Consider the following 23754-nt stretch of genomic DNA (forward strand, 5'->3'; position numbering starts at 1 on the left):
CTCCAGATGATTTATGAAAAAACCAAGTATAGTGCAGTTTATTTCAGCGCTGTGCCAATACGGTCAAGGTTCACACCTTTATATTGCCAATCCCAGCTCATCCAGATAAAAAAAGCTTGTCCAACCAGATTTTCTTCGGGAACCGTGCCCCAATAACGGCTGTCATTGCTGTTATCGCGGTTGTCGCCCATCACAAAATAATTCCCCTCCGGCACCACATAAACACCCTCGGCTGAAAGCGCTCCGCTCCTGATCAAAATACTGTGCTCAATACCGGTCAAGTCTTCCAGCAAGTGCTCATTCCCGGTCATATCCTCGCCCTGGCCTACACCCTGATAGCGTCCCAAAGACACTTGATTGATCGGCTGCCCGTTGATATGTAGTTTTTTATCGTAATAAGCAACCCGATCGCCCGGCAAGCCGATCACACGCTTGATGTAATCGACAGTCGGATCTTTAGGATAACGAAAAACGACAATATCCCCGCGCTTGGGTTCATTCAGTTCAATGATTTTTTTGTTGATAACCGGCAAACGTATGCCGTAAGTGAATTTATTAACCAGAATAAAATCACCTATCAGTAAAGTCGGCATCATTGATGCCGAAGGGATGCGGAAAGGCTCGGCAATGAAAGAGCGCAGCAATAACACGATCAATACGACCGGGAAAAAAGACCGTGCATACTCTACCAGTATAGGTTCATGTTCTTCATCGAAAATCTCCCCCCTCGCTTTGAGCACCAGCAAATACCCGCCCCAAATTACACCGGTAACCAGCGTGGCGACGGCAAGAAAAAAGGAAAAATCGTAGTCCATGTTTTTAAATTTAGATTAGGTTAAGGGCTAAAGGCTAAAGGCTAAAGGCTAAAGGCTAAAGGCTAAAGGCTAAAGGCTAAAGGCTAAAGGCTAAAGGCTAAAGGCTAAAAATTGAACGGCTTATTAAATCCAAGCGCAAGCTTTTTTACCTTTAGCCCTTCACCTTTTGCCTGTTTTTTTATTCTTTATTAAGCTGCAAAACGGCCAGAAATGCTTCTTGAGGAATCTCAATATTGCCGACCTGTTTCATCCGTTTCTTACCGGCTTTTTGTTTTTCCAGCAGCTTTTTCTTACGGCTGATGTCGCCGCCGTAACATTTCGCAATCACGTTCTTCCGCATCGCTTTAACGGTGGACCGAGCGATAACCTTGGAGCCAATCGCCGCCTGTATTGCAACCTCGTACATTTGCCGCGGAATCAGGTCTTTCATCTTTTCAACCAAATCCCGGCCCCGATTTTGGCTCAGGTCGCGATGCACGATGATAGACAGCGCATCCACTTTCTCGGCATTAATCAACACATCCAGTTTGACCAGCTCGGCCGGCTGGAAACGCAGGAACTCGTAGTCAAACGATGCAAAGCCGCGGCTGACCGACTTTAAGCGATCGAAAAAATCCAGCACCACTTCGCTGAGCGGCATTTCATAATGCAGCGATACCTGTCTGCCGACGTACTGCATGTCTTTCTGCACGCCACGCTTTTCTATGCACAACGTGATCACGCCGCCCAAATAGGTTTCAGGAACCAGGATATTGGCCCGGATAATGGGTTCCCTGATTTCCTTGATGGTCCCCATATCAGGCAACTTGGCCGGATTATCGATCATCAGAACCTGTTCGTTCTGGGTGATGACCTCATAGATAACGGTAGGCGCCGTCGTGATCAGATCGACATCGTATTCCCTTTCCAAACGCTCCTGCACAATTTCCATATGCAGCATGCCGAGAAAACCGCAACGGAAACCGAAGCCTAAAGCCTGCGAGGTTTCCGGCTCAAAATACAAGGAAGCGTCGTTCAGGTTTAACTTCTTCAGCGCCTCGCGCAAATCCTCGTAATGATCGGAGCTGACCGGATACAAGCCGGCAAAAACGCGCGGCTGAACCTTTTGAAACCCGGTGAGCTGCTCAGCAGCCGGGTTATCCGTCCAGGTAATGGTGTCGCCGACCGGCGCGCCGAAAATGTCTTTGATACCAGCCACGACATAACCGACTTCGCCGGTATTTAGAATATCCTTTTCCAGCCGTTTGGGGGTAAAAACGCCGACCTTTTCGGCGATAAACGACTTGCCGGTGGACATGATGGTGATCTTTTGCTTCCTGCGGATACTGCCGTGCATAATCCTGACCAACGACACCACGCCCAGATAACTGTCGAACCAGGAATCGATAATCAACGCCTGTAACGGACCTGCCGTGTCGCCTTCAGGCGGCGGAACTTTCAGCACCAATTGCTCCAGCACATCCTGCACACCCAACCCTGTTTTAGCGCTGATCATCAGCGCCTCGTCGGCCGGGATGCCGATCACCTCTTCGATCTCATTCTGCACCCGCTCGGGCTCGGCAGAAGGCAAATCGATTTTATTCAACACCGGCACCACTTCGAGCCCCTGCTCTATCGCCGTATAGCAGTTAGCGACGCTTTGCGCCTCGACGCCCTGAGCCGCATCGACGACCAGCAGCGCGCCTTCGCAAGCCGCCAAAGACCTGGAAACCTCATAAGAAAAATCGACATGCCCCGGAGTATCGATGAAATTAAGCTGATAGGTCTCGCCGTCTTTCGCCTTAAAATCCAGCGTGACGCTTTGCGCTTTAATGGTAATGCCGCGCTCTTTCTCAATATCCATCGAATCGAGCACTTGCGCGGACATTTCCCTGTCGCTCAGGCCGCCGCAGATTTGAATGAAACGATCAGCAAGCGTCGATTTTCCATGATCGATATGCGCGATAATGGAAAAATTTCTTATATGTTTTAAATCCACTTGGTTTTCAACTTGTTATGGTAGTGTTAATGCATGGCGCCAAACATTGTCGTAATCGTATTTGCACACCTGTGTCAGCCTGCATTGTAACAGATTTAGACCTGTTCAAAGCCAATGTTGAGGGATATTGCGCACATTAGCCTCACTGATTTTGGGGCGTAACATCATCATTACCCGGCTTCGCCGTCTCCGCAGTTACTCCCAACCAACTGTATATCCGCTTAACAACCAAGCCTTCATCATGCAGATAAGCATGGCCTTCATCGTCGATTCTAATCTGCCGGTAACCCGCATTTTCTTTTGCCGCCAAGCGCCTGTCCCTGGCGCTTTGTGTAACATCAGGCACATCTACCGCACCATAAATATCCAGCATCGGAATATTGATTTTTTTGATAAATTCCAGCGTTTGACCTGCTTTGTTGTCGGTAATCGGCGCCGGCAGACTGATAGTCACCAGCGCTTTAATATCCAGCCCCTGCTCACTGAGCGCATAAACACTCATCAGTCCGCCCAGCCCATAACCGGCCACAATGATATTTTCCGCGCCACCGCTCCTTGCATAGTCGATTCCGGCCCGAATCCGCGCCGCCGCCTCAGGAAACAACGCATAATAATCTTCCTGTCCAGCACCGACTTCCCTGAGCGGCATTTGCAGCGAAAGCGTCGCCCAGTTATGCTCGGGCAAAAAAACTCTCAAGCCGTAAATCAGCGGCCGCTGATCGGGATGCCCCCCCATATCATGGAGAATAATAACGACCCCTTTCGTGCCGGCTTTTTCGGTTTCGGTATAAACACCGAGGAATTTTTTTTCACCGGACTCCAGCCAGAGCGCCTTACCGATAGTCAGCGTCTTGTTAATGCCTTCGGCAAAATCGGCTTCCCGCTTTTCATCGCCGGCCCAACAGACATCGCCAAGCAAGTAGCCCATGCACAGCACAAAAACAACAGCCCTAAGCGACTTCATCGGCTCACTCCAGGCCGTAAAAATCGCTGTAGCGATATAAATCATGCACATGCCGTAACAACACCATAATGACCGACGCAACCGGCAATGCCAGCAGTATGCCCAGAAAGCCGAACAACTGGCCTCCGGCCAATACTGCGAACATAACCGCAACCGGATGCAGGCCGATTTTATCGCCCACCAGCATCGGCGTTAACACCATGCCTTCCAGCGATTGTCCGATGATGAAAACAATACCGACCGGCACCAGTTGTATTAAGTCATGAAATTGCACCAAGGCCGCCACGCAGGCCGTAACGATACCGACAATCGACCCCAGATAAGGCACGAAACTGACCAACCCGGCCAACATGCCAATCAACAAAGCCAAATCGAGGCCGGTCATCCACAAGCCGATACTGTAAATACAGCCCAAGGCCAGCATGACATAGAACTGCCCGCGGACAAAAGCCGCCAATACCGTATCGACTTCGCGTGCCAACTTGGAAGCGGTGGGCGCGACACGCCGGGGCAATAAATCGTGGATTTTGGCAATCAGACCGTCCCAATCGCGCAATAAATAGAACGTGACCACAGGGATGAGCAGCAGGTTCATCAGCCATGCGGCTATCACCCCCCCGGAATGCGAAACCGAGCTCATGACCGTTGCGGCAATGCCGCCTGCTTGCTCCCAATGGCCTTTAATCAGATTAATAATCTGGCTAAGATTAACCGGCCTGATGCCCAGGTGAAACCGCCGCTGCAACCAGGGAATGACGGTCTCATTGAGCCATGCGACATAGGCGGGCAGGTTGCTTACAAAATGCTCGACCTGGTATTCCAACAGCGGCACAAGCAGCAATAAAACCAATGCCAAAACCAGCGTCATCACGGCAAAAACCACCAACACGGCCTTGGTTCTGGATAATTGATAGGTTTCCAGCTTATCGGTTAACGGATCGCCGAGGTAAGCCAACATCGCTGCAAACGCAAACGGCATCAATACCGGGGCCAACAGGTAAACCAACCAAGCCGAACCTGCGATAAAAGCGAAAACCAGCCATTTTTGTGAATCGGTCATTACAAAACCTCAATGCAATATGTATCTGTGTAGTTTAGTACCGCCAATTACCGCCGCCGCAACAGGAAGAACAACCGATATGATTGGCGCAATAAATGTTCGCCGCATTCCTTTTGCAGTCTAACTGCGTATAAAGCCATATCGATATTAAGGATCGTGCATAAATTAATTTAGGCAATTACCATGAAGAGCATGAAGGGCATGAAGACTTAAACCTTTCATGCCGCTTCATGTCCTTCATGGTTAAAAAATGAAAAATAAAACTTGCTCAAGTTATTTCATGCATGTTTCTTAACAAACTCGTCCATTGCAAAAATAAGCGGCAATCGAACCGGTTTTTTTAGGACTTATCCGTTCCAGTGCGCAGGTCAACCGCCATGAACGCTTAATGCCGTCCTCCACCAGAATCGGCGCAGACATCGCCTCGACAGGCGTATGATGTAAAAAAGCGCTCCAACGCCTTGTTGCAGAACTTTTCATAACTACGGGTAGAAAGTGCCGTAGCACCGTGTATTCAATCGCTTATAAACAAGCCGATGCTTTCTGCCGCATCGGCTTGTAGAAAAACTTCCCCTACGATTACGGCGCCAGATTGAGCGCAACAACCGCAGCCGCGATAGCCACTAAGGCCAGTATTATCAGCACAATAGTGCCTTTCTTCGTACTGAAAAAATTAACTGGTTTATCTTCCAGAATTTCCACGCCTTCAATATAGGCATTAACCGCTTTGAACTTGCCCCGATTATCTCTTGCTACCTGGTAATGAATAACATCGCCGGTCAACGGGCGGCGACTCGTTCCCTTAAGCGCCGAAATATGAATAAAAATATCTTTTCCTCCATCATCAGGGCTGATGAAACCAAACCCTCGATCTTCTTTCCATGTTTTTAAAACTCCCTTAATCATTGTCTTTGTCATAAAATTTCTTTTGTTGTTTTTAGCCTTGTCCGCGCGAATGGATAAAAAGCGCCAGCCGTTTTACAGCTGTTTTTACGAAGCCTACAGCGAGTACCTGCTGTTTTATCGTTTAGCGAATCCAATCTCCGGCGCTTATAAAACAAATAATCCCGGTTAGATACAAGATCCAGCCGGGATATTTCGTGGCCTAGATTTGTTTCTTTATGATGACCTTATCATCGATAATCAACTCCGATATTCCGCCCAAAGACGCATGCAATGTACATGATGCCGTTTTGAACCCTTTTTCACCCACCCATTTCAACGTCACATAGGTTTCCTTATCGCTCTCGACTTCGGAAGGGAAAAATACCTGCTCCCCTGTTTGCTCCTTGATTTTTGGCGGACACTTTTCATTTGCCATGGTTTGCATTGCAACATTGTTTCTAATCTTAGCCGCAGCTTCGACTTGCTCAACAGGCTGATCTTCCTTACTTAAGCCAACCATAACAAAACCCATTACAAAAACGGCAATAACAGCCAGCATTATTTTTTGTGCTTCAGACATTTTTCTCTCCTCATTGTGACAATCGCCAACCATTTTACAGGTTGACCTGCGTATTTACCTTAAAATTCTATGAATGCAATCCATCCTCAACAATTTGCCTGCATTGTTGGCGCAACGCCTTTTAAAACTCAATCCCCTGTTCCGCCTTGATGCCTTGTTCATAAGCATGTTTTACTTTGACCATTTCGGTTACGGTATCGGCGCAATCGATGACCTCAGGCGCCGCATTGCGGCCCGTCAAAATCAAATGCATCCAGGCCGGTTTTTCATCGCGAATGAAATCGGCTATTTCCTGGCCAGAAATCCAATTATAGCCGCAGCAGTAATTGATCTCGTCCAGCAGCACCACGTCGAATTCTTCAGACAGGATCTTGGCTTTGCTAAACTCCCAAATCTCCCGGCTGGTTTTAATATCCTGCTCAGGATTTTTAGTATCCCAAGTAAAACCGTCGCCCAAGGCATGCCATTCGATATTATCAAAGCGTTCGGCGGCTTTTTGTTCGCCGGTTTGCCATTTCCCCTTAATATACTGGACCACGCAGATTTTCATATCCCAGCCTGCGGCACGGAACACCATACCTAAAGCACTGGAAGACTTTCCCTTGCCTGAGCCGGTATTGACCAAAACCAGCCCCCGTCGTCTATCTCTCGACTTCATAACACCATTCCGTAATTTGAGTATACATAAGAACTCTCGTCTTATAGCGACCGGCATTATCGCCTGAATCCAGTTAAAATCAAATGTCTGGCTTTGCACCGCACGCGCTGTTCAATCACGGAGCCGGATTTGCAGAACAGTTATTTCTAAACGCGCATGACATTGCCGTCATCAGGGACAGGAGGACCGGAACCGGGTTACAGCGGAATTTTCCAGCTAATGTTCAAGATGCGCGCGGTGGTAAAGCGGCGCTCGCAAAGATTTGAGGGATTTAAATGACTTCTACGCCGCCGCAATCGATTTTTGCGGCCCTTATAGTTTGTTAGCGACCAACACGGACGGCCTATTTTTATGGCGAGCGATGAGGATTATATACCATCGTGGTGTATTGAGATTTGATGCCTGTTTTTTGATAACACAGAGTTTGATACCTTGCCGTGCTTAGTTTTATTTTATAAGCACCGCTAAAATCGGCGCAGTGGCATCGATTAGCACTATTTTTTTTGCGCATCGCGGGCGCTTAACACCTCAAACTCAAGTTTTATGGCCCGCTGCACCCATACATCGCATGATAGTTTAAGTTTCCAGTTTTCCCGCTTTAACTTATAAATGTACTCGTTAGAATCTTTTAGATGGGACTCTATCACCTTAAGCTGGCTTTCAATCTCACCCAGAGTTTGAGTATTTCGTTTCAATGTTTCACGCAGCAAATGCTGAGCATGCTTGCTTTCGTTTAATTCAATTATTTTTTGATTTATTTCACTTTCAAGCTGCTCTATCTTGGTCACGCAAACTCCCCCGGCCATCGCCATAAAACTGCGGTATTGAAGCGGTTGTTCGATTCCTGTTTTTTATGCCCCGGATTACCTGATGCTCTGAATACCTGATGTTATGGTGCAAATAATTCCGTTATTTATTTGCACCTTATACATGCCCCAAAAACGCCAAACCGGACCTATCGAATTAAAACTCTTCCCATTCGCTATCGTCGTGTTTTGGCTCCCTATGAATAACGGGCGCTACCGGCTTTGGCCCCGCCACGCGAGCAACCGGAGCTTTGGCTTTTAGCGGAGCGGAAACTTTCTTTGATGAGTTTACTTTAAAAAAATTGAGCAACTTGGTCATGTTGGTGGACTGCTCGCTCATTGAAATACTGCCCGCTGCCGCCTGTTCCGCCAAAGCCGCATTTTGCTGGGTAATATCGTCCATTTGAGAAACCGCCTGGTTAACTTGTTCGATGCCTGCGGATTGCTCGGCGCTGGCGCTGGCGATGTGGGCGACAATGTCGCCGACTTTCGCAACGCTCTCGACAATTTCATTCAGCGCGGCGCCGGTTTCATTAACGAATGCCGTTCCGGCGCGGACTTTCTGCACACTGCTCTGAATCAGTTCGTTACTTTGCTGGGCGGCATCCGCGCTCCGCTGAGCCAAATTACGCACTTCCGTCGCCACAACCGAGAAGCCTCGCCCCTGCTCTCCCGCCCTGGCCGCTTCAACGGATGCGTTTAACGCCAACAGATTAGTTTGGAATGCAATTTCATCAATCACGCCGATAATCTCGGCAATCTTGTTGCTGCTGTCGTTGATTTCCTGCATGGCTGCGATAGCCGACTTAACCACATCACCGCCTTTTTGGGCCAATTGGCTGGCCGAATTAACAACCTCGGTCGCTTGAACCGTATTCTGCGCATTATTTTTCACGGTGCTGGCCAGCTGTTCCATGCTGGCTGCGGTTTCTTCGAGGCTCGCCGCTTGCTGCTCGGCACGGCCGGAAAGATTGTTGTTGCCGCTGGCCATTTCCTGCGATGAGCTGTCTATAAAATCGGCCGCATCCCGGATTTGAATAATAAAATCGCTCAATTTTGCCAGTGTGCCATTGATATTATTCTTGCATTCGGCATAGACGCCTTGGTAATCATTAGTGATAGAACTGGTTAAATCGCCTTGAGACATGCTTTCCATAACTCTATTGATGTCATTAAAGGCGCACTCTATGACATCCGTCAGTTCATTGATACCGGACGACAACATTTTGGCGAATCCTTGCTTGTCGCCCATGTTAATGCGGCTGCTCAAATCGCCTGCTTTAATATCCTGCACTAATTGTTCAATCTCCTGTTCAATTAAAATGTCCTGGGTTCTGTTCTTCCATTCCGCAACAAAACCGATGCGCTCGCCGTCATCATTAATAACCGGGCTGGCAACCACATTCATATGCTGGCCGGCAATAACCAGTTCCGAACTGTACGGTTGCGTTAGGCTTGCCAATAAGCGTCGCTGGTGAGCAGGGTCCTTGTGAAAACTATCGATATTGGCGCCGATCAGTTTATCGACAGCGAAATTCGGCAACTGCTTGCGAATATCCTGTTCGACTTCCTTGAGTATCTTCTCAACGCTCTCGTTGGTATAAATGATTTCCAGATTGTTATCGGCTACCATGACGCCGGACTGGACATTATCCAATGCCTGATTGATCCGCATGGCTTTTTCAGCAGCCTCTCTGGATTGCGCCAAATCCAGACTCAGATTTACTTCCATTGAATACAGGCCGCGCTGAAAATCGCCGACCAGATCATTCCGGGTTAAATCCTGCACATTGCCGAATCTCTTCTCTGCCAGACGATAAAAAATACCGATGGCTTTATTTAATACCGTGGTAAAGCTTTTGATCACATTGAAACCAATTGCCGATGCAACCGCAACTGATGCCGCAACACCGGTCAACAGCAAATAGTCCTGCACTAAAAACAACTGATACATCAGGTAAAAAACAGGTATCAGAAGCACCGCCAACGCCACCGCCATTTTTTTCCAGGCGTCCATCTCCTTGATTGACTTGACCACGGCAGCTAAACCGGTAGGCCTTATTGTTGCTTTCCTTGCATTAACCAGCTGATATAACTGTTCTGCCTTTTCAATTTTCTCACGGCTTGGAGCGCGCCGGACGGAAAGGTATTCATGAACTTTCCCATTTTTAAATACTGGCATTGCATTCGCTTCCACCCAGTAATAGTCGCCCGATTTCGCCCTGTTTTTTACCAACCCTTGCCAGGGTCTAAGCGATTTTAAAGTCAGCCACAAATCTTCAAAAGCGGCCGCCGGCATATCGGGATGACGAACAATATTATGACTTGCGCCTATGAGTTCATCGCGGGTAAAACCGCTGATATTGATGAACTCGTCATTGACGTAAGTAATAACGCCTTTCAAGTCGGTTCGAGTAATCAACAACCCACCTTTTTTCATCAGGATTTCCTGATTAGTTACAGGCATATTCATTTTCATTTGTGCTTCACCTTACGAACTAAAACATTCGTTATATTATTAATCGTTGGTTCGTACTTTCTAATTCAAGATTTGAAAGATACCCGCCGCACACCCTGCCTAACTCTTGGCGCTGATCACTTCGCACTCATGCCGTCAGTAAACTACGGTTTTTTCTCTTTTCCAGGATTTCCTCGACGCGCCCAATACAGCCCCCAATAACTGCCGATTTGTAATACTCGGATAACTTTCCGGTGGAATCGTGACTTTATCTATAACCTTTTTTATTTCCGATTTGGAAGCATAAAAACATAATGCTTTATTAGTTATATTGTTTTAGTTAACGAATTATTAAAACCCGGCTATCGGGAATACCCCCATCTCGGCGAACAACCGTCATTTATAATTGTACATAGCCATGTTGTTCTCAAGTGCTAAAACAGTTTTTAATCAACAATCCTGTTGCCCACTCTTTACCCGTAAGAATCATTAGCCGAACGTAAACAGCGTATTGCTGCATGGATTTCGCTCCGCACGCTGACAACGAAAAAGTGAAATACGGACTGACTGAATTTTTCTGCCGAAGAAGTAGCATGGCCGCGCGCTTAATAAAACTTCAAGAGGACATTCGTGAAATAAGCGACCCATTTTGGCTGGCGATTATGAGCCAAATCAGGACGGTTAGAAATCAGCCAACCGCCCTCAAATACATAAGACTCACAAGAAGCATTGTGTAAGCATATTCCTACACAACACAAATCAATCAGACAAATTTAATCACTCAAGCAAATCGTTCTTGAATGCGTAATGAATAATTTCGGCGTTTTTAGACATGTTCATCTTTTTCATCAGGCGGGTCCGGTAGGTGCTGATGGTTTTCACACTGAGCGACATCTGCTGGGCAAGATCAGTAATGCTTTTACCCGCACAAATGCCGCAAAAAACCTGAAACTCCCGGTCGGTCAGCGTAGCGTGCAGCGGTATTTCCTGGTTTGTATTCAATTCCGCAATCAGTTTTTCAGTCATCGTCGAGCTGATATATTTCCCTCCCTTGGCGACCTTGCGAATCGCCGCCACCAATTGCTCGGGAGCGCTCTCTTTGGTCAGATAGCCGTCCGCACCCGCACGCAGCATTCTGATCGCATACTGATCTTCAGGATACATGCTCAGGATCAGGATAGGCAACTGAGGAGATTGATGCTTCGCCAGCTTAATCAACTCCATGACATTTTTACCCGGCATGGCGATGTCGAGCAGCATGACGCTCCATCCCTCGCACCGTATAAGTTTCAAGGCCTCATCGCCGGAACCGGCCTCGCCGAATATTTCCATATCGGGAATATCGGCGAGGATTTGTTTCAGCCCTTGCCTGACAATGGCATGATCATCGGCAATCAATATTTTAATCATGGCCGCCTTCGGACGACTTTAGACGCATGTTTAACACGAGCGTGGTTCCCTTTCCCGGTTTACTGTCGATGGCGATTTCTCCGCCGCAATGGCGTGCGCGCTCATGCATGCCCAAAATACCGTATTTACCGGGTTTGTTCATCTGCGCCTCCGTCATACCGCAGCCGTTATCCGTTATTTTCATCACCAGACTATTTGCGGCGGTTTCAACATCAAGCGTTACTTTGGTCGCTCTGGAATGTAAAGCAATATTGGTTAATGCTTCCTGCATAATCCGAAAAATCGCTATATCCGTACCGTCATCGATCACGATATTATTTTCCGGCATCGTCAGAACGCATTGCATGCCGGTTTGCTGCCTGAATTCATCGAGTTTCCAGTCGATCGCGGCTAATAAACCCAGATGATCCAGAATGCTTGGCCGGAGGTCGGCAATAATACGCCTGACCGACCCAATCGCATCGTCCAATTGCCGATTCATCACCGTGATTTTTTCATGACATGCAGACCGGCCTGCCGGTAATTGTTTACTCAACCAGCTTAAATCCATTTTCAGCGCCGCCAGAAGGCTGCCCAATTCGTCATGAATTTCCCGCGCGATTCGGGTTCTCTCATCTTCCCTGGCCGTTTCCAGGTGACCGGACAAATCCCGTAGCGCTTCCTCCGCCTGCTTCCGTTCGCTTATATCATGTACCGTGCCGATAAAAAAATGACGCTGCTCGACGTCGAAATCACTGACCTTCAGTTCCATCGAAAAAACAGAGCCGTCTTTTCTGACACCGCTCACCTCGCGTTTGAAACCGAGTATTTTTGCCTTGCCGCCGTTCAGATAGGTTTTTAAATAAGTATCGTGCCGCCCCTGCTCAGGTTCAGACATCAACTTGTTAATATTATAACCGATCAATTCCTCGGCCGAATACCCGAAAAGCCTCTCGACAGACGGATTGATTTTTTCAATGATTCCAGATTCGTTAATAATGATAATGCCGTCGAATACGTTGTTAAAAATAGAGCGCATCCTTGCTTCGTTTTTACTCAACAAGTCTTCCATTTCGATACGCCCCGTCACGTCATTCTGCACTCCGACATAGTGGGTAATCTTGCCTTGCTTGTCGCGTATCGGCGAAATATAGACTTCGTTCAAGAATAAGCTGCCGTCTTTGCGATAGTTGCGCACAACCGCATGCCCATCGCGATAGCTGTGCAAGGCCTCGCGTAGTTCTGTAACGTTCGCTTGGTCTCGATCGCTCTGTTGCAGAAAACGGCAGTTTTGGCCCAACACGTCCTGCCTGGAATAGCCGGTTGTGCGCAAGAAAGCTTCATTAGCATAAATAATGGGAAAATCTTTATCCGCCAGCCCGGTAATAATAATGCCGTTGTTGCAGGAATCGATCGCGTGCTGCATCAGATACAATTCTTCTTCATTTTTTCGGCGGGAAGTGACATCATGCAAAACGCCGTATAACTGTACGACACCGCCATCAATCGGGTCGCGAACCGGCAATGAATGATCGCTGAAATAGCGGGTGTCACTGTCGTTAATGACCACCCGGTACTCGCTGATGTCTTCGCACCCCGCCAGTAGTTTTTCAAACCGGTCTTGAACGATTTTTATATCGTCCGGGTGAACCGGCAATACCCAATCGCAAGCCTGTTGTTTTGACTCGCCATCGAATCTTACACTGCCGATAAGCTTTTTTAACTGCTCCGTACTCCATTCCAATATTGGCTTGCCGTCCGGCGAAATAGTCATTGAATAAGCCAAGTCCGGCTCAAAACGGGAAATGAAAGGATCCCGTCTTTCATATCGCGGCGCCTTGCTTTCTGCATTTTTGCAAAATTCCGTTTTTTTTGTTTCCAGCAGGCTGGATTCTACCGCATCGAGTAACCGGCGCCTGTTGCGCTTGACAATATAATCGGCCATGCCGCTTTTAATCGCGGCGACTGCGATGTCTTCGCCGCCGGAATCGGTCAACATGATGACCGGTAAACAGGCATGGCTCGATTTAATTGCCTTAAACAAGGTCAGTCCGTCTGTCCAACCGAGCGTGTATTCTGTAATCGCCAGATCAAAACCGGTTTCGGCCATTTTTTCATCGAACACCTCACGGCTGCAAACCTCAACCATATCCGCATCGGCAAATTTACCGCGCAATGTTGCTATCGTTAACGAGCGCTCAACGGGGTCATCGTCAATAATCAGAAATCGCATGCTTTCTCTTATACATCATGTTGTGTTGCCCTATAAACCCACTGTAACTTGATATACGGCGGATGGAAACTCAAACCGCCTTGCCCTTCAAAAACGGCAAGGTGAAATCGGGCGCACCGCTCAGTCCGCCCCATACCCCGCCTTTCAGCCATCCCGCCCAAGTTGTTCGTTCGCTCTCCCTGTAAACGGCGGCGGCTTAGACCTTACATCACGTTCGGCAGGAATTTCCCGCTGGAAAGCACTTTCAGGCAGGCGTCCACAGCCGCACTGTCGAGCTTACCGCCCCGCATCGCAATAACTTGCCGTATCGCGTCGGCAATTTCCAACGACTGCCGGTAAGGACGATCCGAGGACATCGATTCCACGATGTCGGCGATAGTAACGATGCGCGCCTCCAACAGAATTTCATCCCCTTTCAAGCCGCGCGGATAGCCCGAACCGTCCAGGTATTCATGATGTTGGCGGATAATCTCGGCAATCGGCCAAGGAAAATCGATCTGGCTTAGAATCTTGTAGCCAACCTCTGGGTGTGTTTTGACCAAGCCGAACTCAGCAGCCGTCAGACGCCCCGGTTTAGCGAGGATATCGGCGGGAATGTGAATCTTGCCCAAGTCGTGAACGGTGGCCGCTAAATGCAGCCCGCGCAGACGGTGCTCCTCGAGCCCCATTTCCTTGCCGATGTCCATAGCCAAATCGGCAACGCGCTTTTGATGCCCGGCGGTATACGGGTCTCGCTGTTCCAGAGTGGAGGCTACGGCGAGCAATGTATCTTCCAGCGTTTTTTCCAGCTTGACGGCCTGATTAGCTATTTCCAGCAACGATCCTTCGTAGGCCGCGCGCGTCCTGCGCGACTGAATACCGAAACCGAGGTTGGAAACAAGCTCATCGAACAGACTGATTTCACTCTCGCCAAACGCTTCGGGATCTTTGGAATATACCGTTAGCACGCCGGCGATTCTGTCATCGACTTTGACCGGTAACGAAATCGAAGACCGGATGCCGAAATTCTCGGCTTTTTGCCGCCAAGGTGAAAAATCCGAACTTTCGAGGAGTTTGTTGCAGACCGTCGTCCGCCCAAAACGTATCGCCCTGCCGGCCGGCCCATTGCCGAACTTATCGTCGGCCCAACTGACATTGAGCCCGTCTATATAGTCGCGCGCCGCGCCGGACCCGGCGATAATTTCGACGCTACGCGTTTCATTCCGCCTAGCCCAGCCGAACCAGGCCAGCACATACATATCCTGCTGGGTAATCGCATCGCAAACAGCTTGCAGCAAATCGGCTTCCGTTTCGGAAAAAACCAGCGCTCTACCGCTGCAACGCAGCGCTTCCAACGCCCAGCTGCGACGCTTGAGCTGCTCGTTGGTACGCTTTCTTTCCGTGACATCATGAAAAATCACCACCACGCCGTTCACGTTGCAATCGCTGTCCAGCAGCGGCGCCTTGGTGGTGTGAATCCAGTGCTGCTCACCATCTCTGATATAGGGCTCCTCAATTGAAATGGTGACCTGTTCCGACATCACTTTACGGTCGTCGGCCCGATAGCGCTCCGCGAACTCTCTCGGGAAGAAGTCGAAATCGGTCCTGCCCTCAATATCTTCCGGCCGGATGTTAAGATCGCGGGCATAGCTTTCGTTGCAGGACACATAGACGGAGGCGGTGTCCTTGACCATGATCTTATGCGGCAAATGGTTTACCACTGCGCGGAATCTGTCGTCATTGAGTTTCTGAGCCTGCTTAACGACCAGCTGCTGTAACATATCGATGTATTCACCCTCCAAATGACCGACAATGTCATGCTCATTGAGAATCCCAACCATACATCCGCTTTCGTCCACCACCACGAAGCGGCGGATGTTCAATGCCTGCATTGCCGCCACCGCATCGACCAACAGCATGTCCTGCGTCACGCTATGCACCGGCCCGCTCATCACGTCGGCCAGCCGGGACTCCAGTTTTTGCAGGCGGAACAACCTGACCATGTCGCGCTCGGTGACGATACCGATAGGCTTTCGTTGTTCCAACACGACGACACAACCGATATTAAGTCTCTGCATTTCGACTGAAGCCTCCATAGCCGAATTATCGCCTCGCATGCCAAGGTGTTCCTGAGTCATCACTCCGGCGATATTGAGTGCGCCAACGAAGCGTTCGATACTGTAATTTTTACGAAAGTCGGTTTCAGTGACAATGCCGGTTGGCTTACCCTCGGCATCGGTTACCAGCAGGTGGCGGACACCATGCAGCACCATCCGTTGATAAGCCGAGTGCAGCTCTTCGGCTTCCTTGATGCAAATGACGCCGCGCGTCATCACCGCATCAACGGTTTGACTGACCGGAATCTTCCGATTCAGCGCCCGGATCACATCGCGTTCGGTCAATATGCCTATGATTTTGCCTGCGTCCTCGATCAACAAGCAGCTGATGCGCAAGGTTTCCATACGCTCTGCGGCCAACGCCAGCGTCAATCCGGCCGATACCGTAACCGGGTTGCGCGTGGTAATGTCGCGAACGAATTTTTGCCCTCCCTGCATCGAAGGGATATTAGCCGGATTATGATTGTTCATGTTTGCTTTCCCGGTTCAGGGAAGGTGTAACCTTTATCGCAAAACAGCCGGATACAGGCATTGATCACTTCAGGGTCGTAATGGCTGCCGCTGTAGATCTGCATTTGCCGCATCGCGTAGTCAATGTCATACGCCCGGCGGAAAGGCCGGTGCGACAGCATCGCCTCAAGCGCGTCACAGACGTGAATGATTTTCGCCTCGGGCAAAATCCGCTCATCGTTGAGCCCGCGCGGATAGCCTGAACCGTCTACATTTTCATGGTGTTGGTAAACGATTTCGGCAATCGGCCAGGGAAATTTGACGTCCCGCAGAATGTCGTAACCGGCCTCGCAATGCACCTTGATCAGCTCGAATTCTTCCGGCCCCAGCTTCCTGGGCCTAACCAATATTTCCGCCGGAACTTGGATTTGCCCGACATCATGCACCAGCGCCGCCAGATACAAGCCCTCCAGACGGTCCGGCTCAAATCCCAACTCTTTACCTACCGCCACCGCCAAATCGGCCACGCGTTTTTCATGGCCTGCGGTAGTCGGATCGCGATGCACCATAGCCGAAGAAAGAGCGCCGATGGATTGCTTGAGGATTTCATTCAATGTCTGGGTTTTCCGGCCGGATTCGGCTACCGCCTGCAAACGCTCATCCAGCAGCTTAAGCAAACCGCCGAACAGCATAGTGGATACAAACTGTACTAAGAACACTGTCATACCGATTTTATGGAATATCGACAGGCCGCCTGAAGGCCCTGGAATCAACAGTAGAGACAAGGATTCCGAAATACCGACGGCAATCCCCGCCAGCAGAATAGTTCCAAGCCGGACATCATTGGAAGCATTTTTTGCTCGGGAAAGCGCCACAAGGATTGCCGAAAGCAGAAAGCAGCCCATGATCCCAAGCAAACCTGCAAGCGCCGCCGCTCCCCCGATACGCCACCGGTAAACGGCTTCAACCACTGCTGTCGCAAATCCCACCCAATAGCCGCCGAAAATGTTTGCTATCGCAATGGCGGCGCCTCGAAGATCGACGATGACATCGTCTCCTATGTTCAGGTGAAATGTAAGCGCTACTATACCAAACAGAACAAATACGATATTTCTGACCTGTTTTCTGCTTTTGTCGGGAAAACCGGGTGGAAGCAACAGTTCCAAGACGATAAAAAAACCCAAAAAAGCCAGCATGACGCCGGTGGACAATAAAATGTATTGCAATTCTGACATGTGTTTTGTTGTCTTTTAGTTAATCGAGCCGCCCAATGGGCTGCGCAACGTGTTTTTACCGCTCTCGGCATTTATTTTTACTCGCATAGCTTATCATTAATAAAACAAAACAATACTTTAAGCCTACTTACGGGATAAGGCCGATATTGTGCGATAGTTTGGCTGATACGGCATGGTTATACCAATCCCAATAAGTTTTTATTTGCCCCCTCAACCTAACCTTCTCCCGCTGGAGAAGGGATAATATGCGAACTTATTGGGATTGGTATTACTTTATATTGCCCATGACGTTTTTCGCCCAGTTGATACTGTGAATATAAGTGTCGCCGATGATGGCTTGGTCGACATCCTTAAATGCTATTGATGAAATATCCCAACGTTCGTAACTGATAACGCAATCAAGCGCTTCCCCGCCCAGTCCTTCTTTGTGCAATATGGCGGAGACAATCTCATCGGCCAAAGGCAGTTGATTAAGCGCTTCATCCAAAGGCACATCCAGCAAGCTGTCCAGGTTGGATAAGATGCCGATCAGAAAAAAATCACCTGATTTATTGCCCGTCAGGCCCGCCAGTTCCTCGCACATTTTGCCGCGTATCAAGGCGTTTTGCATAACCGCTTCCGGCTTGCTGGATAAGGATGCCAGCATCAATATATTTATCCAGCGTCTCATTTCCTTGAGTCCCAGATAAGAAATGGCATGGCCGATGGATGAAATTTTATTGGGCAGGGCGAAAAACGCGGAATTGATGTAATGCAGCAACTTATAGCTAAGCCCGACATCCAGGGAGATTATCTTGGTCATGTCTTCAAATTCGACATCCGGGTTGTTGGCTGTGTTTAACAATTGAATGGCTGTCGCTTGATTAACGCTCATGCGCTTGCCGGAAACCGTATTGGGCTTGTTGAAAAAGAAGCCCTGGAAATAATCGCAGCCCAGTTCAACGAGGTATCGGTACTCGGCGTATGTCTCTACTTTTTCCGCCAGCAATTGTACGTTGTAAGGTTTCAGCCGATTGATCAGCTCGCGCGTTTTTAACTCGCCCATTTCCAGAATATCCAGCTTGATAATGTCGGCAAATTCGACCAGCGGCGTCCACATCTCGGAGAAAACGAAGTCGTCCAGCGCAATGATATAGCCCAATTCCGACAACTCTTTTAAGTTGGCGATAATTCTTGAATCGATTTCAACATTTTCCAGTACTTCAATGACTATTCTATCCTTAGGCAGGTGCAAAGGCGTTTTGTCCAGGATGTTCTGAGTCGTAAAGTTAATGAAGGCTTTATGAGGCCCCACTATGGTATTGAGGCCAAGCTCTAAAATCGTGTCGGTAATAACCTGCTGGGTCGCTTTGGCGGCGTCGTCCTTATAATTCAGGTTAAAGTCATTGCCTCTAAAAAGGAGCTCATAGGCGCAAACATTCAGCTTTTGATCGAAAATCTGTTGCCGCCCAATTATTATGTCTGCCATTTAAATTGTTTAAAGGATTAAATTAAAAAACAGGATGGAGCTTGCGCCCTATTCCAATAAGTTGTACCGGTTTCAATCGTCAAATCTACAGAACATCGCGAAATGCAAGGAAAGGCCTATTTTTTATAATGCGCTTTAGAGCGGAACAGGATCAGGTCGTTTTGCAACGCAATACCTGCTTTTTGTATACCGTTTCAATGGCCTCCAACCTCCGCCAAAGCTTCGTTATGACTTCTTGCCTTTTCACGCATCAAAACTCCTCCCAACCGCCTCCATCCTCATAGAAGCCTTCCCACTCATCATCATTCTCCTCGGTAACCGGCTTGGTCACTGTTGCTATCGGACGTTTCCAGACCGTATGAACGAACAAAAAAACTGTCTCTTTGGGTAATAAAAGACCACCCAGACATCGGCAATAATCCGGCGTATCGGGAAATGAAACTATTGTTACTTTGGGCAGGGAGGCTGCATAAAAAGCGTCGTTTAAAATCATTGCATCACCTCTAATTTGAAATGGGTTACTGCTTGGGTTTTATCGCTTCGTCTTGACTCTGCCTCCGGTGCATCCCGATCAACTCAAGCATCGGGTCGTCTTTTGCCAGCGTCTTGATAATGCCTATTTTCTCGGTCGCGGGGTCCGCCAGATCAAGAAGGCGGGCTTCCGGCAGCAACTGTTTTTGGGTATCGGCGACAATGCGCAATACCGGGCGTAACGGCTCTTGCGGATGGGTATCGGCAACCACGCCAACCTCTCCGGTATTAAGTTCGACCACACAATCCAGCGGATAAATACCGATCATCCTGATGAATTTTTCCACCAAATGCGCATCAAATCCCGATTTCACCGATCGATACAGATGCCTCAATGCTTCGGTCGGCGATAGCGTTTCTGCGTAAAGACGCTCCCGCGTTAACGCTTCATACACGGAAGCGAGCGTTACCATACGCGTTAGCAGGCTAATTTCTTTGTCTTGCAATTTTTTCGGGTAGCCATTGCCGTCCATTCGTTCATGATGGGAATGAACGATTTTTAGCACATCCACTGGGATGCCGGGCGTTTGGGTCAATACCGTCAAACCATATTCGGTATGTTTTTCCATGATCTTGCGTTCGGCGGTTGTCAACGGCTGTTCTTTTAATAAAATTCTGTTTGGAATCATCACCATACCGATGTCATGCAACAGCGCGCCAAAACCCAGCGTATACATTTTGTCTTTCGGAATACCTATATGCTTGCCGAAAGCCAACGCCAAGATACAAACATTGACCGATTTGCGCGCCAAGCCATCGTTTTTATCTTTAAGCCGCGTCAGACCGATCATAGCCTGGCTGTCTTTTACAATGTTGACGGTCAACTCTTCGACTATTCCCCTGATCTTGGGATTATCGATACTGCGCCCCAGCCTGACATCATTTAAAACTCCGGTTAATATTGTTTGGCTTTCATCGTAGACTTTTTTACACGAATTATTTTCAGGGCTTGTGTCAGATGGCTCGTCTTTGCGCGGCTCGATTATTGTCCTAGCTTCCGATCGGCTAATGACGTCAACACCTTTTTGGGTGTCGATATAAACCGACTCGCAATACTCCTGTAATATGTTTATTTCCTTGTCTAAGTTAATCAGGAATTTCCGGCGAAAAATGGGTATATCGACCCATTTCCGGTCTGTTCCGCAAATGAACATACCTTTTTGCAGTTGTTTTACATTAATTTTTTTAATCATTTTTATACAACATAAAATACTGTTTATCTATCTATGCGATACCCAATAGTTCCATCACGCAATACTATATTTATATAGCGTTTTAAAACCCTGTCCTTTAACTCATTTCCTATTGCCGATAGTATTCCGTGTTATTTTTTTCGCCGCCTCAAATAACCGGGCTCATGCCGCGCAAGCCCTATTTAATTCGCCGTCCGGTAAGGTGAGTCTAAAAAACGGGCGATCTGTGGCCGTCATGATGGCTTTCGGAAACGGCGAACGCCTTCGCGGCCGGATAGAAACAACACTTCTGTTGCGGAATCCGTGCTTGTGTTTTCTGATCGCGCCCGTATCCGGGCTCAAGGGTGTTGTACTGGGAGAAAAGCGGCTTTTGTTTGCCGCAAAAACGCGGGTGAAGGCCCGATTGCCTGACCGAAAACGGATAATTCCGGTATCGATTAGCGAGCGGTTCAACCTAATTGAATTGAATCTTAGCAGCGCGACGACTCAAGCGTCGGCGTTTATCTCTGCCAGTCGATAAAACAGGATCGTATCAAATATTTTTACGAATAAGCGCTTCCGTAAAAATATCCGCACAACTCATAGAGAGTAGAACAACACCCGAGATACCGTCCCATTGGTACTTTATTGCATCCTTGCGCCGTTGGTGTGACGTCGGCTCCGTTCTCAGCCTTACCGGCCTAAAAACTGGGGCAATTATATGAAATATTTTTAGAAAAGCAAGCCGATCTGCGGCGTTGCGCGACAAACAGCCGGCCGTTTCAGTGCCGCCGGGAATCATAGTAAGGTGCAAAGCGACTTTTATCGTCAACGCATTTGTCGCCTTACACACATTACAGCAAAGAGGGATTATTTTGAGTCGACCTGCTTGCCGTCTTCGATCATCCGGTTTCCGCGCTCAATTTTGGCTTTGCCTTGCTCAACCATGATTGCGCCTTGTTCCAATTGCGTATTGCCTTCGCTAACCAGTTTTTTTCCGCGCTCAACCATTTGATCGCCGAGTGTTGGGGCGCTTGAGCATCCCGCCAGTAAGGCGATGGTTGTTGCTGTCAATATGATGTTAAATTTTTTCATGGCTGTTCCATTTAGTTATATCAATTGACAGTTATTGTACAGTTAAAAATGTAATTGGTCGCAAAGACATTCAAATCACCGGATATGAAACTTAATGATTTCAACAACACGGGAAAGGCCTTACGCCAGAGCCGGCTTTTCCGTTGTATTGCCTTGATGATCGGCTAAATCCGGCTTGGTTGCATGCTCCAGCAGCAATTTAAGAGGGCTTCCCTGCCGAACAACGACGCCATCATCAATGCGGTTTGGCCTGCCCGGTTTTGATGATTGACACCGCATGGGGCGTGTTCCAACAGCCAGTAACCAAAGCCCAATCCGCTGGGAGCGGATCGGGCCGCCAAAGGCGCACTAAGTGCGAGCGCCGGGAAGGCGCGACAAACGGGAGAAATACCATCCGTGCATAAACATTAGTGAGTGGTTACGGTTTTTTGAGAGGCGGATTATTGCAACCCCGGTAATCGTCAAAAACTGATATTCCCCTGCACCCAGATTTTCTGGGTATCGGTGCCGAATTGATCCGCATCGTAATAAGCGTATTTCGCCAGCACCGAATAATGCTTACCGAATTTCTTCAGCGCCTGGACATCCCATTCCTTGCCGTAATGAAGCTGGCCGGTGTCATCGGAAAAATCATGATAAACCCCGGTTAATACGACGTTGCCGCGATCCAGCGTGGTCAATACGGTGCCGAAGACATCGCGGATACCGTCAGCAGGCGTAGCCAGGAATAAGTCCGCCCAGCCCTGGAAGGCATGATTGGTGCCCAACGGCGTATCAAAGGTTTTATTGAGCCCCTTGCCGTCAAGCTGCTCCATCGCCCCCTGGAAGGTAAAGTTGTAGGCGGTAAAGCCGCTCATCAGGTTGATGCGGTCCGCTTCATATTTGGTCGCGCCGTGTCCGTAATCAATCTGGCGGCCCCATTCGGCGGTATAAACCAGGCCGTAGTTGTCGCCGAGCTTATAAGCATCCCCAGGCTTTTGAAAATTGCTCATCCGCAAACCGTAAGTTTGGCTGGATTTTTCATAATTTTCCCGCTCGGTATAATCCAACAAGTAGGCGTAACCGACCAAGTTGCCGTAATCGCCGACTTTATAATTGACGTTCAGGATCGGCGCTTCGATGTTTTCGGTCGTGGACGTAAACGTTTGCACATTGCCGATATAACCGGCGTTAACGGTTAGGCCGAACAGCTGCTGGTTGTTGTGGGTAAGCAGTACCGAATCGAAGGTTGTTTCCATTTGCCGCCAGCCGACGTTGCCGATAAAACGGTCGTCATCCAACTTGATGCGTTGCCGTCCGCCCTTAATGACCGTGTCGGGGATGCCTGCATAGCTGAGCCATAGTTGATTCACTTCGCTTTGTTGAGGGTCTGCAACCGTCGAATAAGCGGTATTGTTGTTGCGCGTACTGTTGAAATCCTCCTGCATCGCAAGGTTGCCTTCGTATTCTGCGTAGCCTTGCAGGCCGTGAAATACCGGCGACAACAAACCCGCCCGCAAGCGGGCGGTGTTGGCGTTGGCGGTTCTTTGCGCGCCCCGGTCCTGATCGACGTTTTCGTAACGGTAGTTCAGGTCGACCTTGACCGCGCCGTTTTTGCCGTAATGATAGAAGTTAAGCGCGTCTTCGACTTGCTGGGTAACGTCGGCCAAGGCCGAGCCACTGATCACGGAAAGCGCCAGCAAAGAAGCGGGGAGTTTGGTTTTTTTCTTCGGCATAAAGCCTCCTGATGGATTGATTTAAAATGATAACTCAGCGTAATGGATTGATTCACCGCGAAGGCACGAAGAAATAACATGTGAGATTTCATGTTGAGCTTGATTCCCAAGCTTCATAGACCGTGAAAGTATTAAGAACGTGGAGTACAAGCCTAGGTTTGTACTC

19 protein-coding genes are annotated in these 23754 nt (G+C 48.7%); all 19 read right to left on the reverse strand.

What is annotated here, in order from left to right; all coding sequences use genetic code 11:
* Positions 1-38 precede the first annotated feature (38 nt).
* Positions 39-815, reverse strand: coding sequence for a signal peptidase I (lepB, locus tag B0F88_RS08860; protein WP_104423585.1), 777 nt, complete (start codon positions 813-815; stop codon positions 39-41).
* A gap of 178 nt (positions 816-993) precedes the next feature.
* Positions 994-2793, reverse strand: a complete 1800-nt coding sequence (gene lepA, locus B0F88_RS08865) for a translation elongation factor 4 (protein ID WP_104423586.1) — start codon at positions 2791-2793, stop codon at positions 994-996.
* Between the two features lie 142 nt (positions 2794-2935).
* A complete protein-coding gene (locus B0F88_RS08870) occupies positions 2936-3757 on the reverse strand; it encodes a DUF3530 family protein (protein ID WP_104423587.1) in 822 nt (273 codons plus the stop codon).
* A 4-nt stretch (positions 3758-3761) separates the two neighbouring features.
* Entirely contained in the window at positions 3762-4817 is a 1056-nt protein-coding gene (locus tag B0F88_RS08875) for an AI-2E family transporter (RefSeq protein ID WP_104423588.1), read from the reverse strand.
* 579 nt (positions 4818-5396) lie between these two features.
* Positions 5397-5735, reverse strand: coding sequence for a cold shock domain-containing protein (locus B0F88_RS08885; protein WP_181049864.1), 339 nt, complete (start codon positions 5733-5735; stop codon positions 5397-5399).
* 187 nt (positions 5736-5922) lie between these two features.
* Complete coding sequence (locus B0F88_RS08890; protein ID WP_104423590.1) at positions 5923-6282, reverse strand: hypothetical protein; 360 nt, start codon at positions 6280-6282, stop codon at positions 5923-5925.
* Between the two features lie 121 nt (positions 6283-6403).
* Positions 6404-6940 carry a cob(I)yrinic acid a,c-diamide adenosyltransferase gene (gene cobO, locus B0F88_RS08895; protein WP_104423591.1) on the reverse strand — a complete coding sequence of 179 codons (537 nt, stop codon included), beginning with the start codon at positions 6938-6940 and terminating at the stop codon, positions 6404-6406.
* A 494-nt stretch (positions 6941-7434) separates the two neighbouring features.
* A complete protein-coding gene (locus B0F88_RS08905) occupies positions 7435-7728 on the reverse strand; it encodes a hypothetical protein (RefSeq protein ID WP_146083339.1) in 294 nt (97 codons plus the stop codon).
* Positions 7729-7903: 175 nt separating this feature from the next.
* Complete coding sequence (locus tag B0F88_RS08910) at positions 7904-10213, reverse strand: methyl-accepting chemotaxis protein (RefSeq protein ID WP_258076608.1); 2310 nt, start codon at positions 10211-10213, stop codon at positions 7904-7906.
* A 768-nt stretch (positions 10214-10981) separates the two neighbouring features.
* On the reverse strand, positions 10982-11614 hold the full coding sequence (locus B0F88_RS08920) for a response regulator (RefSeq protein WP_104423596.1): 633 nt from the start codon (positions 11612-11614) through the stop codon (positions 10982-10984).
* Positions 11607-13826, reverse strand: a complete 2220-nt coding sequence (locus B0F88_RS08925; protein WP_104423597.1) for a PAS domain S-box protein — start codon at positions 13824-13826, stop codon at positions 11607-11609. Before B0F88_RS08925 ends, B0F88_RS08920 begins: the two co-directional genes overlap by 8 nt.
* A 203-nt stretch (positions 13827-14029) precedes the next feature.
* Positions 14030-16393 (reverse strand): CBS domain-containing protein, encoded by a 2364-nt coding sequence (locus tag B0F88_RS08930; protein ID WP_104423598.1) that lies wholly within the window; start codon positions 16391-16393, stop codon positions 14030-14032.
* Entirely contained in the window at positions 16390-17607 is a 1218-nt protein-coding gene (locus B0F88_RS08935; RefSeq protein WP_104423599.1) for an HD-GYP domain-containing protein, read from the reverse strand. The genes B0F88_RS08930 and B0F88_RS08935 overlap by 4 nt, the downstream gene beginning before the upstream one ends.
* A gap of 268 nt (positions 17608-17875) precedes the next feature.
* Entirely contained in the window at positions 17876-19075 is a 1200-nt protein-coding gene (locus B0F88_RS08940) for an EAL and HDOD domain-containing protein (protein ID WP_104423600.1), read from the reverse strand.
* A 250-nt stretch (positions 19076-19325) separates the two neighbouring features.
* Complete coding sequence (locus B0F88_RS08945) at positions 19326-19568, reverse strand: hypothetical protein (protein WP_104423601.1); 243 nt, start codon at positions 19566-19568, stop codon at positions 19326-19328.
* A 25-nt stretch (positions 19569-19593) separates the two neighbouring features.
* Positions 19594-20799, reverse strand: coding sequence for an HD-GYP domain-containing protein (locus tag B0F88_RS08950; protein ID WP_104423602.1), 1206 nt, complete (start codon positions 20797-20799; stop codon positions 19594-19596).
* A gap of 849 nt (positions 20800-21648) precedes the next feature.
* On the reverse strand, positions 21649-21873 hold the full coding sequence (locus tag B0F88_RS08965; protein WP_104423605.1) for a lipoprotein: 225 nt from the start codon (positions 21871-21873) through the stop codon (positions 21649-21651).
* A 120-nt stretch (positions 21874-21993) separates the two neighbouring features.
* Positions 21994-22152, reverse strand: coding sequence for a hypothetical protein (locus tag B0F88_RS19350; RefSeq protein WP_181049865.1), 159 nt, complete (start codon positions 22150-22152; stop codon positions 21994-21996).
* 182 nt (positions 22153-22334) lie between these two features.
* Positions 22335-23588: an alginate export family protein gene (locus tag B0F88_RS08970; protein ID WP_104423606.1), complete on the reverse strand. Its 1254-nt coding sequence runs from the start codon at positions 23586-23588 to the stop codon at positions 22335-22337.
* Positions 23589-23754 lie beyond the last annotated feature (166 nt).

It is taken from the genome of Methylobacter tundripaludum, assembly GCF_002934365.1.
Classification (GTDB): Bacteria; Pseudomonadota; Gammaproteobacteria; order Methylococcales; family Methylomonadaceae; genus Methylobacter_A; species Methylobacter_A tundripaludum_A.

Bases quoted from the DNA above. Each gene is read 5' to 3' on its own strand.
- lepB (WP_104423585.1), bottom strand. From the start codon at position 815: ATGGACTACGATTTTTCCTTTTTTCTTGCCGTCGCCACGCTGGTTACC.
- B0F88_RS08870 (WP_104423587.1), bottom strand. From the start codon at position 3,757: ATGAAGTCGCTTAGGGCTGTTGTTTTTGTGCTGTGCATGGGCTACTTG.
- B0F88_RS08875 (WP_104423588.1), bottom strand. From the start codon at position 4,817: ATGACCGATTCACAAAAATGGCTGGTTTTCGCTTTTATCGCAGGTTCG.
- B0F88_RS08885 (WP_181049864.1), bottom strand. From the start codon at position 5,735: ATGACAAAGACAATGATTAAGGGAGTTTTAAAAACATGGAAAGAAGAT.
- B0F88_RS08890 (WP_104423590.1), bottom strand. From the start codon at position 6,282: ATGTCTGAAGCACAAAAAATAATGCTGGCTGTTATTGCCGTTTTTGTA.
- cobO (WP_104423591.1), bottom strand. From the start codon at position 6,940: ATGAAGTCGAGAGATAGACGACGGGGGCTGGTTTTGGTCAATACCGGC.
- B0F88_RS08910 (WP_258076608.1), bottom strand. From the start codon at position 10,213: ATGCCTGTAACTAATCAGGAAATCCTGATGAAAAAAGGTGGGTTGTTG.
- B0F88_RS08920 (WP_104423596.1), bottom strand. From the start codon at position 11,614: ATGATTAAAATATTGATTGCCGATGATCATGCCATTGTCAGGCAAGGG.
- B0F88_RS08925 (WP_104423597.1), bottom strand. From the start codon at position 13,826: ATGCGATTTCTGATTATTGACGATGACCCCGTTGAGCGCTCGTTAACG.
- B0F88_RS08930 (WP_104423598.1), bottom strand. From the start codon at position 16,393: ATGAACAATCATAATCCGGCTAATATCCCTTCGATGCAGGGAGGGCAA.
- B0F88_RS08935 (WP_104423599.1), bottom strand. From the start codon at position 17,607: ATGTCAGAATTGCAATACATTTTATTGTCCACCGGCGTCATGCTGGCT.
- B0F88_RS08940 (WP_104423600.1), bottom strand. From the start codon at position 19,075: ATGGCAGACATAATAATTGGGCGGCAACAGATTTTCGATCAAAAGCTG.
- B0F88_RS08945 (WP_104423601.1), bottom strand. From the start codon at position 19,568: ATGATTTTAAACGACGCTTTTTATGCAGCCTCCCTGCCCAAAGTAACA.
- B0F88_RS08950 (WP_104423602.1), bottom strand. From the start codon at position 20,799: ATGATTAAAAAAATTAATGTAAAACAACTGCAAAAAGGTATGTTCATT.
- B0F88_RS08965 (WP_104423605.1), bottom strand. From the start codon at position 21,873: ATGAAAAAATTTAACATCATATTGACAGCAACAACCATCGCCTTACTG.
- B0F88_RS19350 (WP_181049865.1), bottom strand. From the start codon at position 22,152: ATGCGGTGTCAATCATCAAAACCGGGCAGGCCAAACCGCATTGATGAT.
- B0F88_RS08970 (WP_104423606.1), bottom strand. From the start codon at position 23,588: ATGCCGAAGAAAAAAACCAAACTCCCCGCTTCTTTGCTGGCGCTTTCC.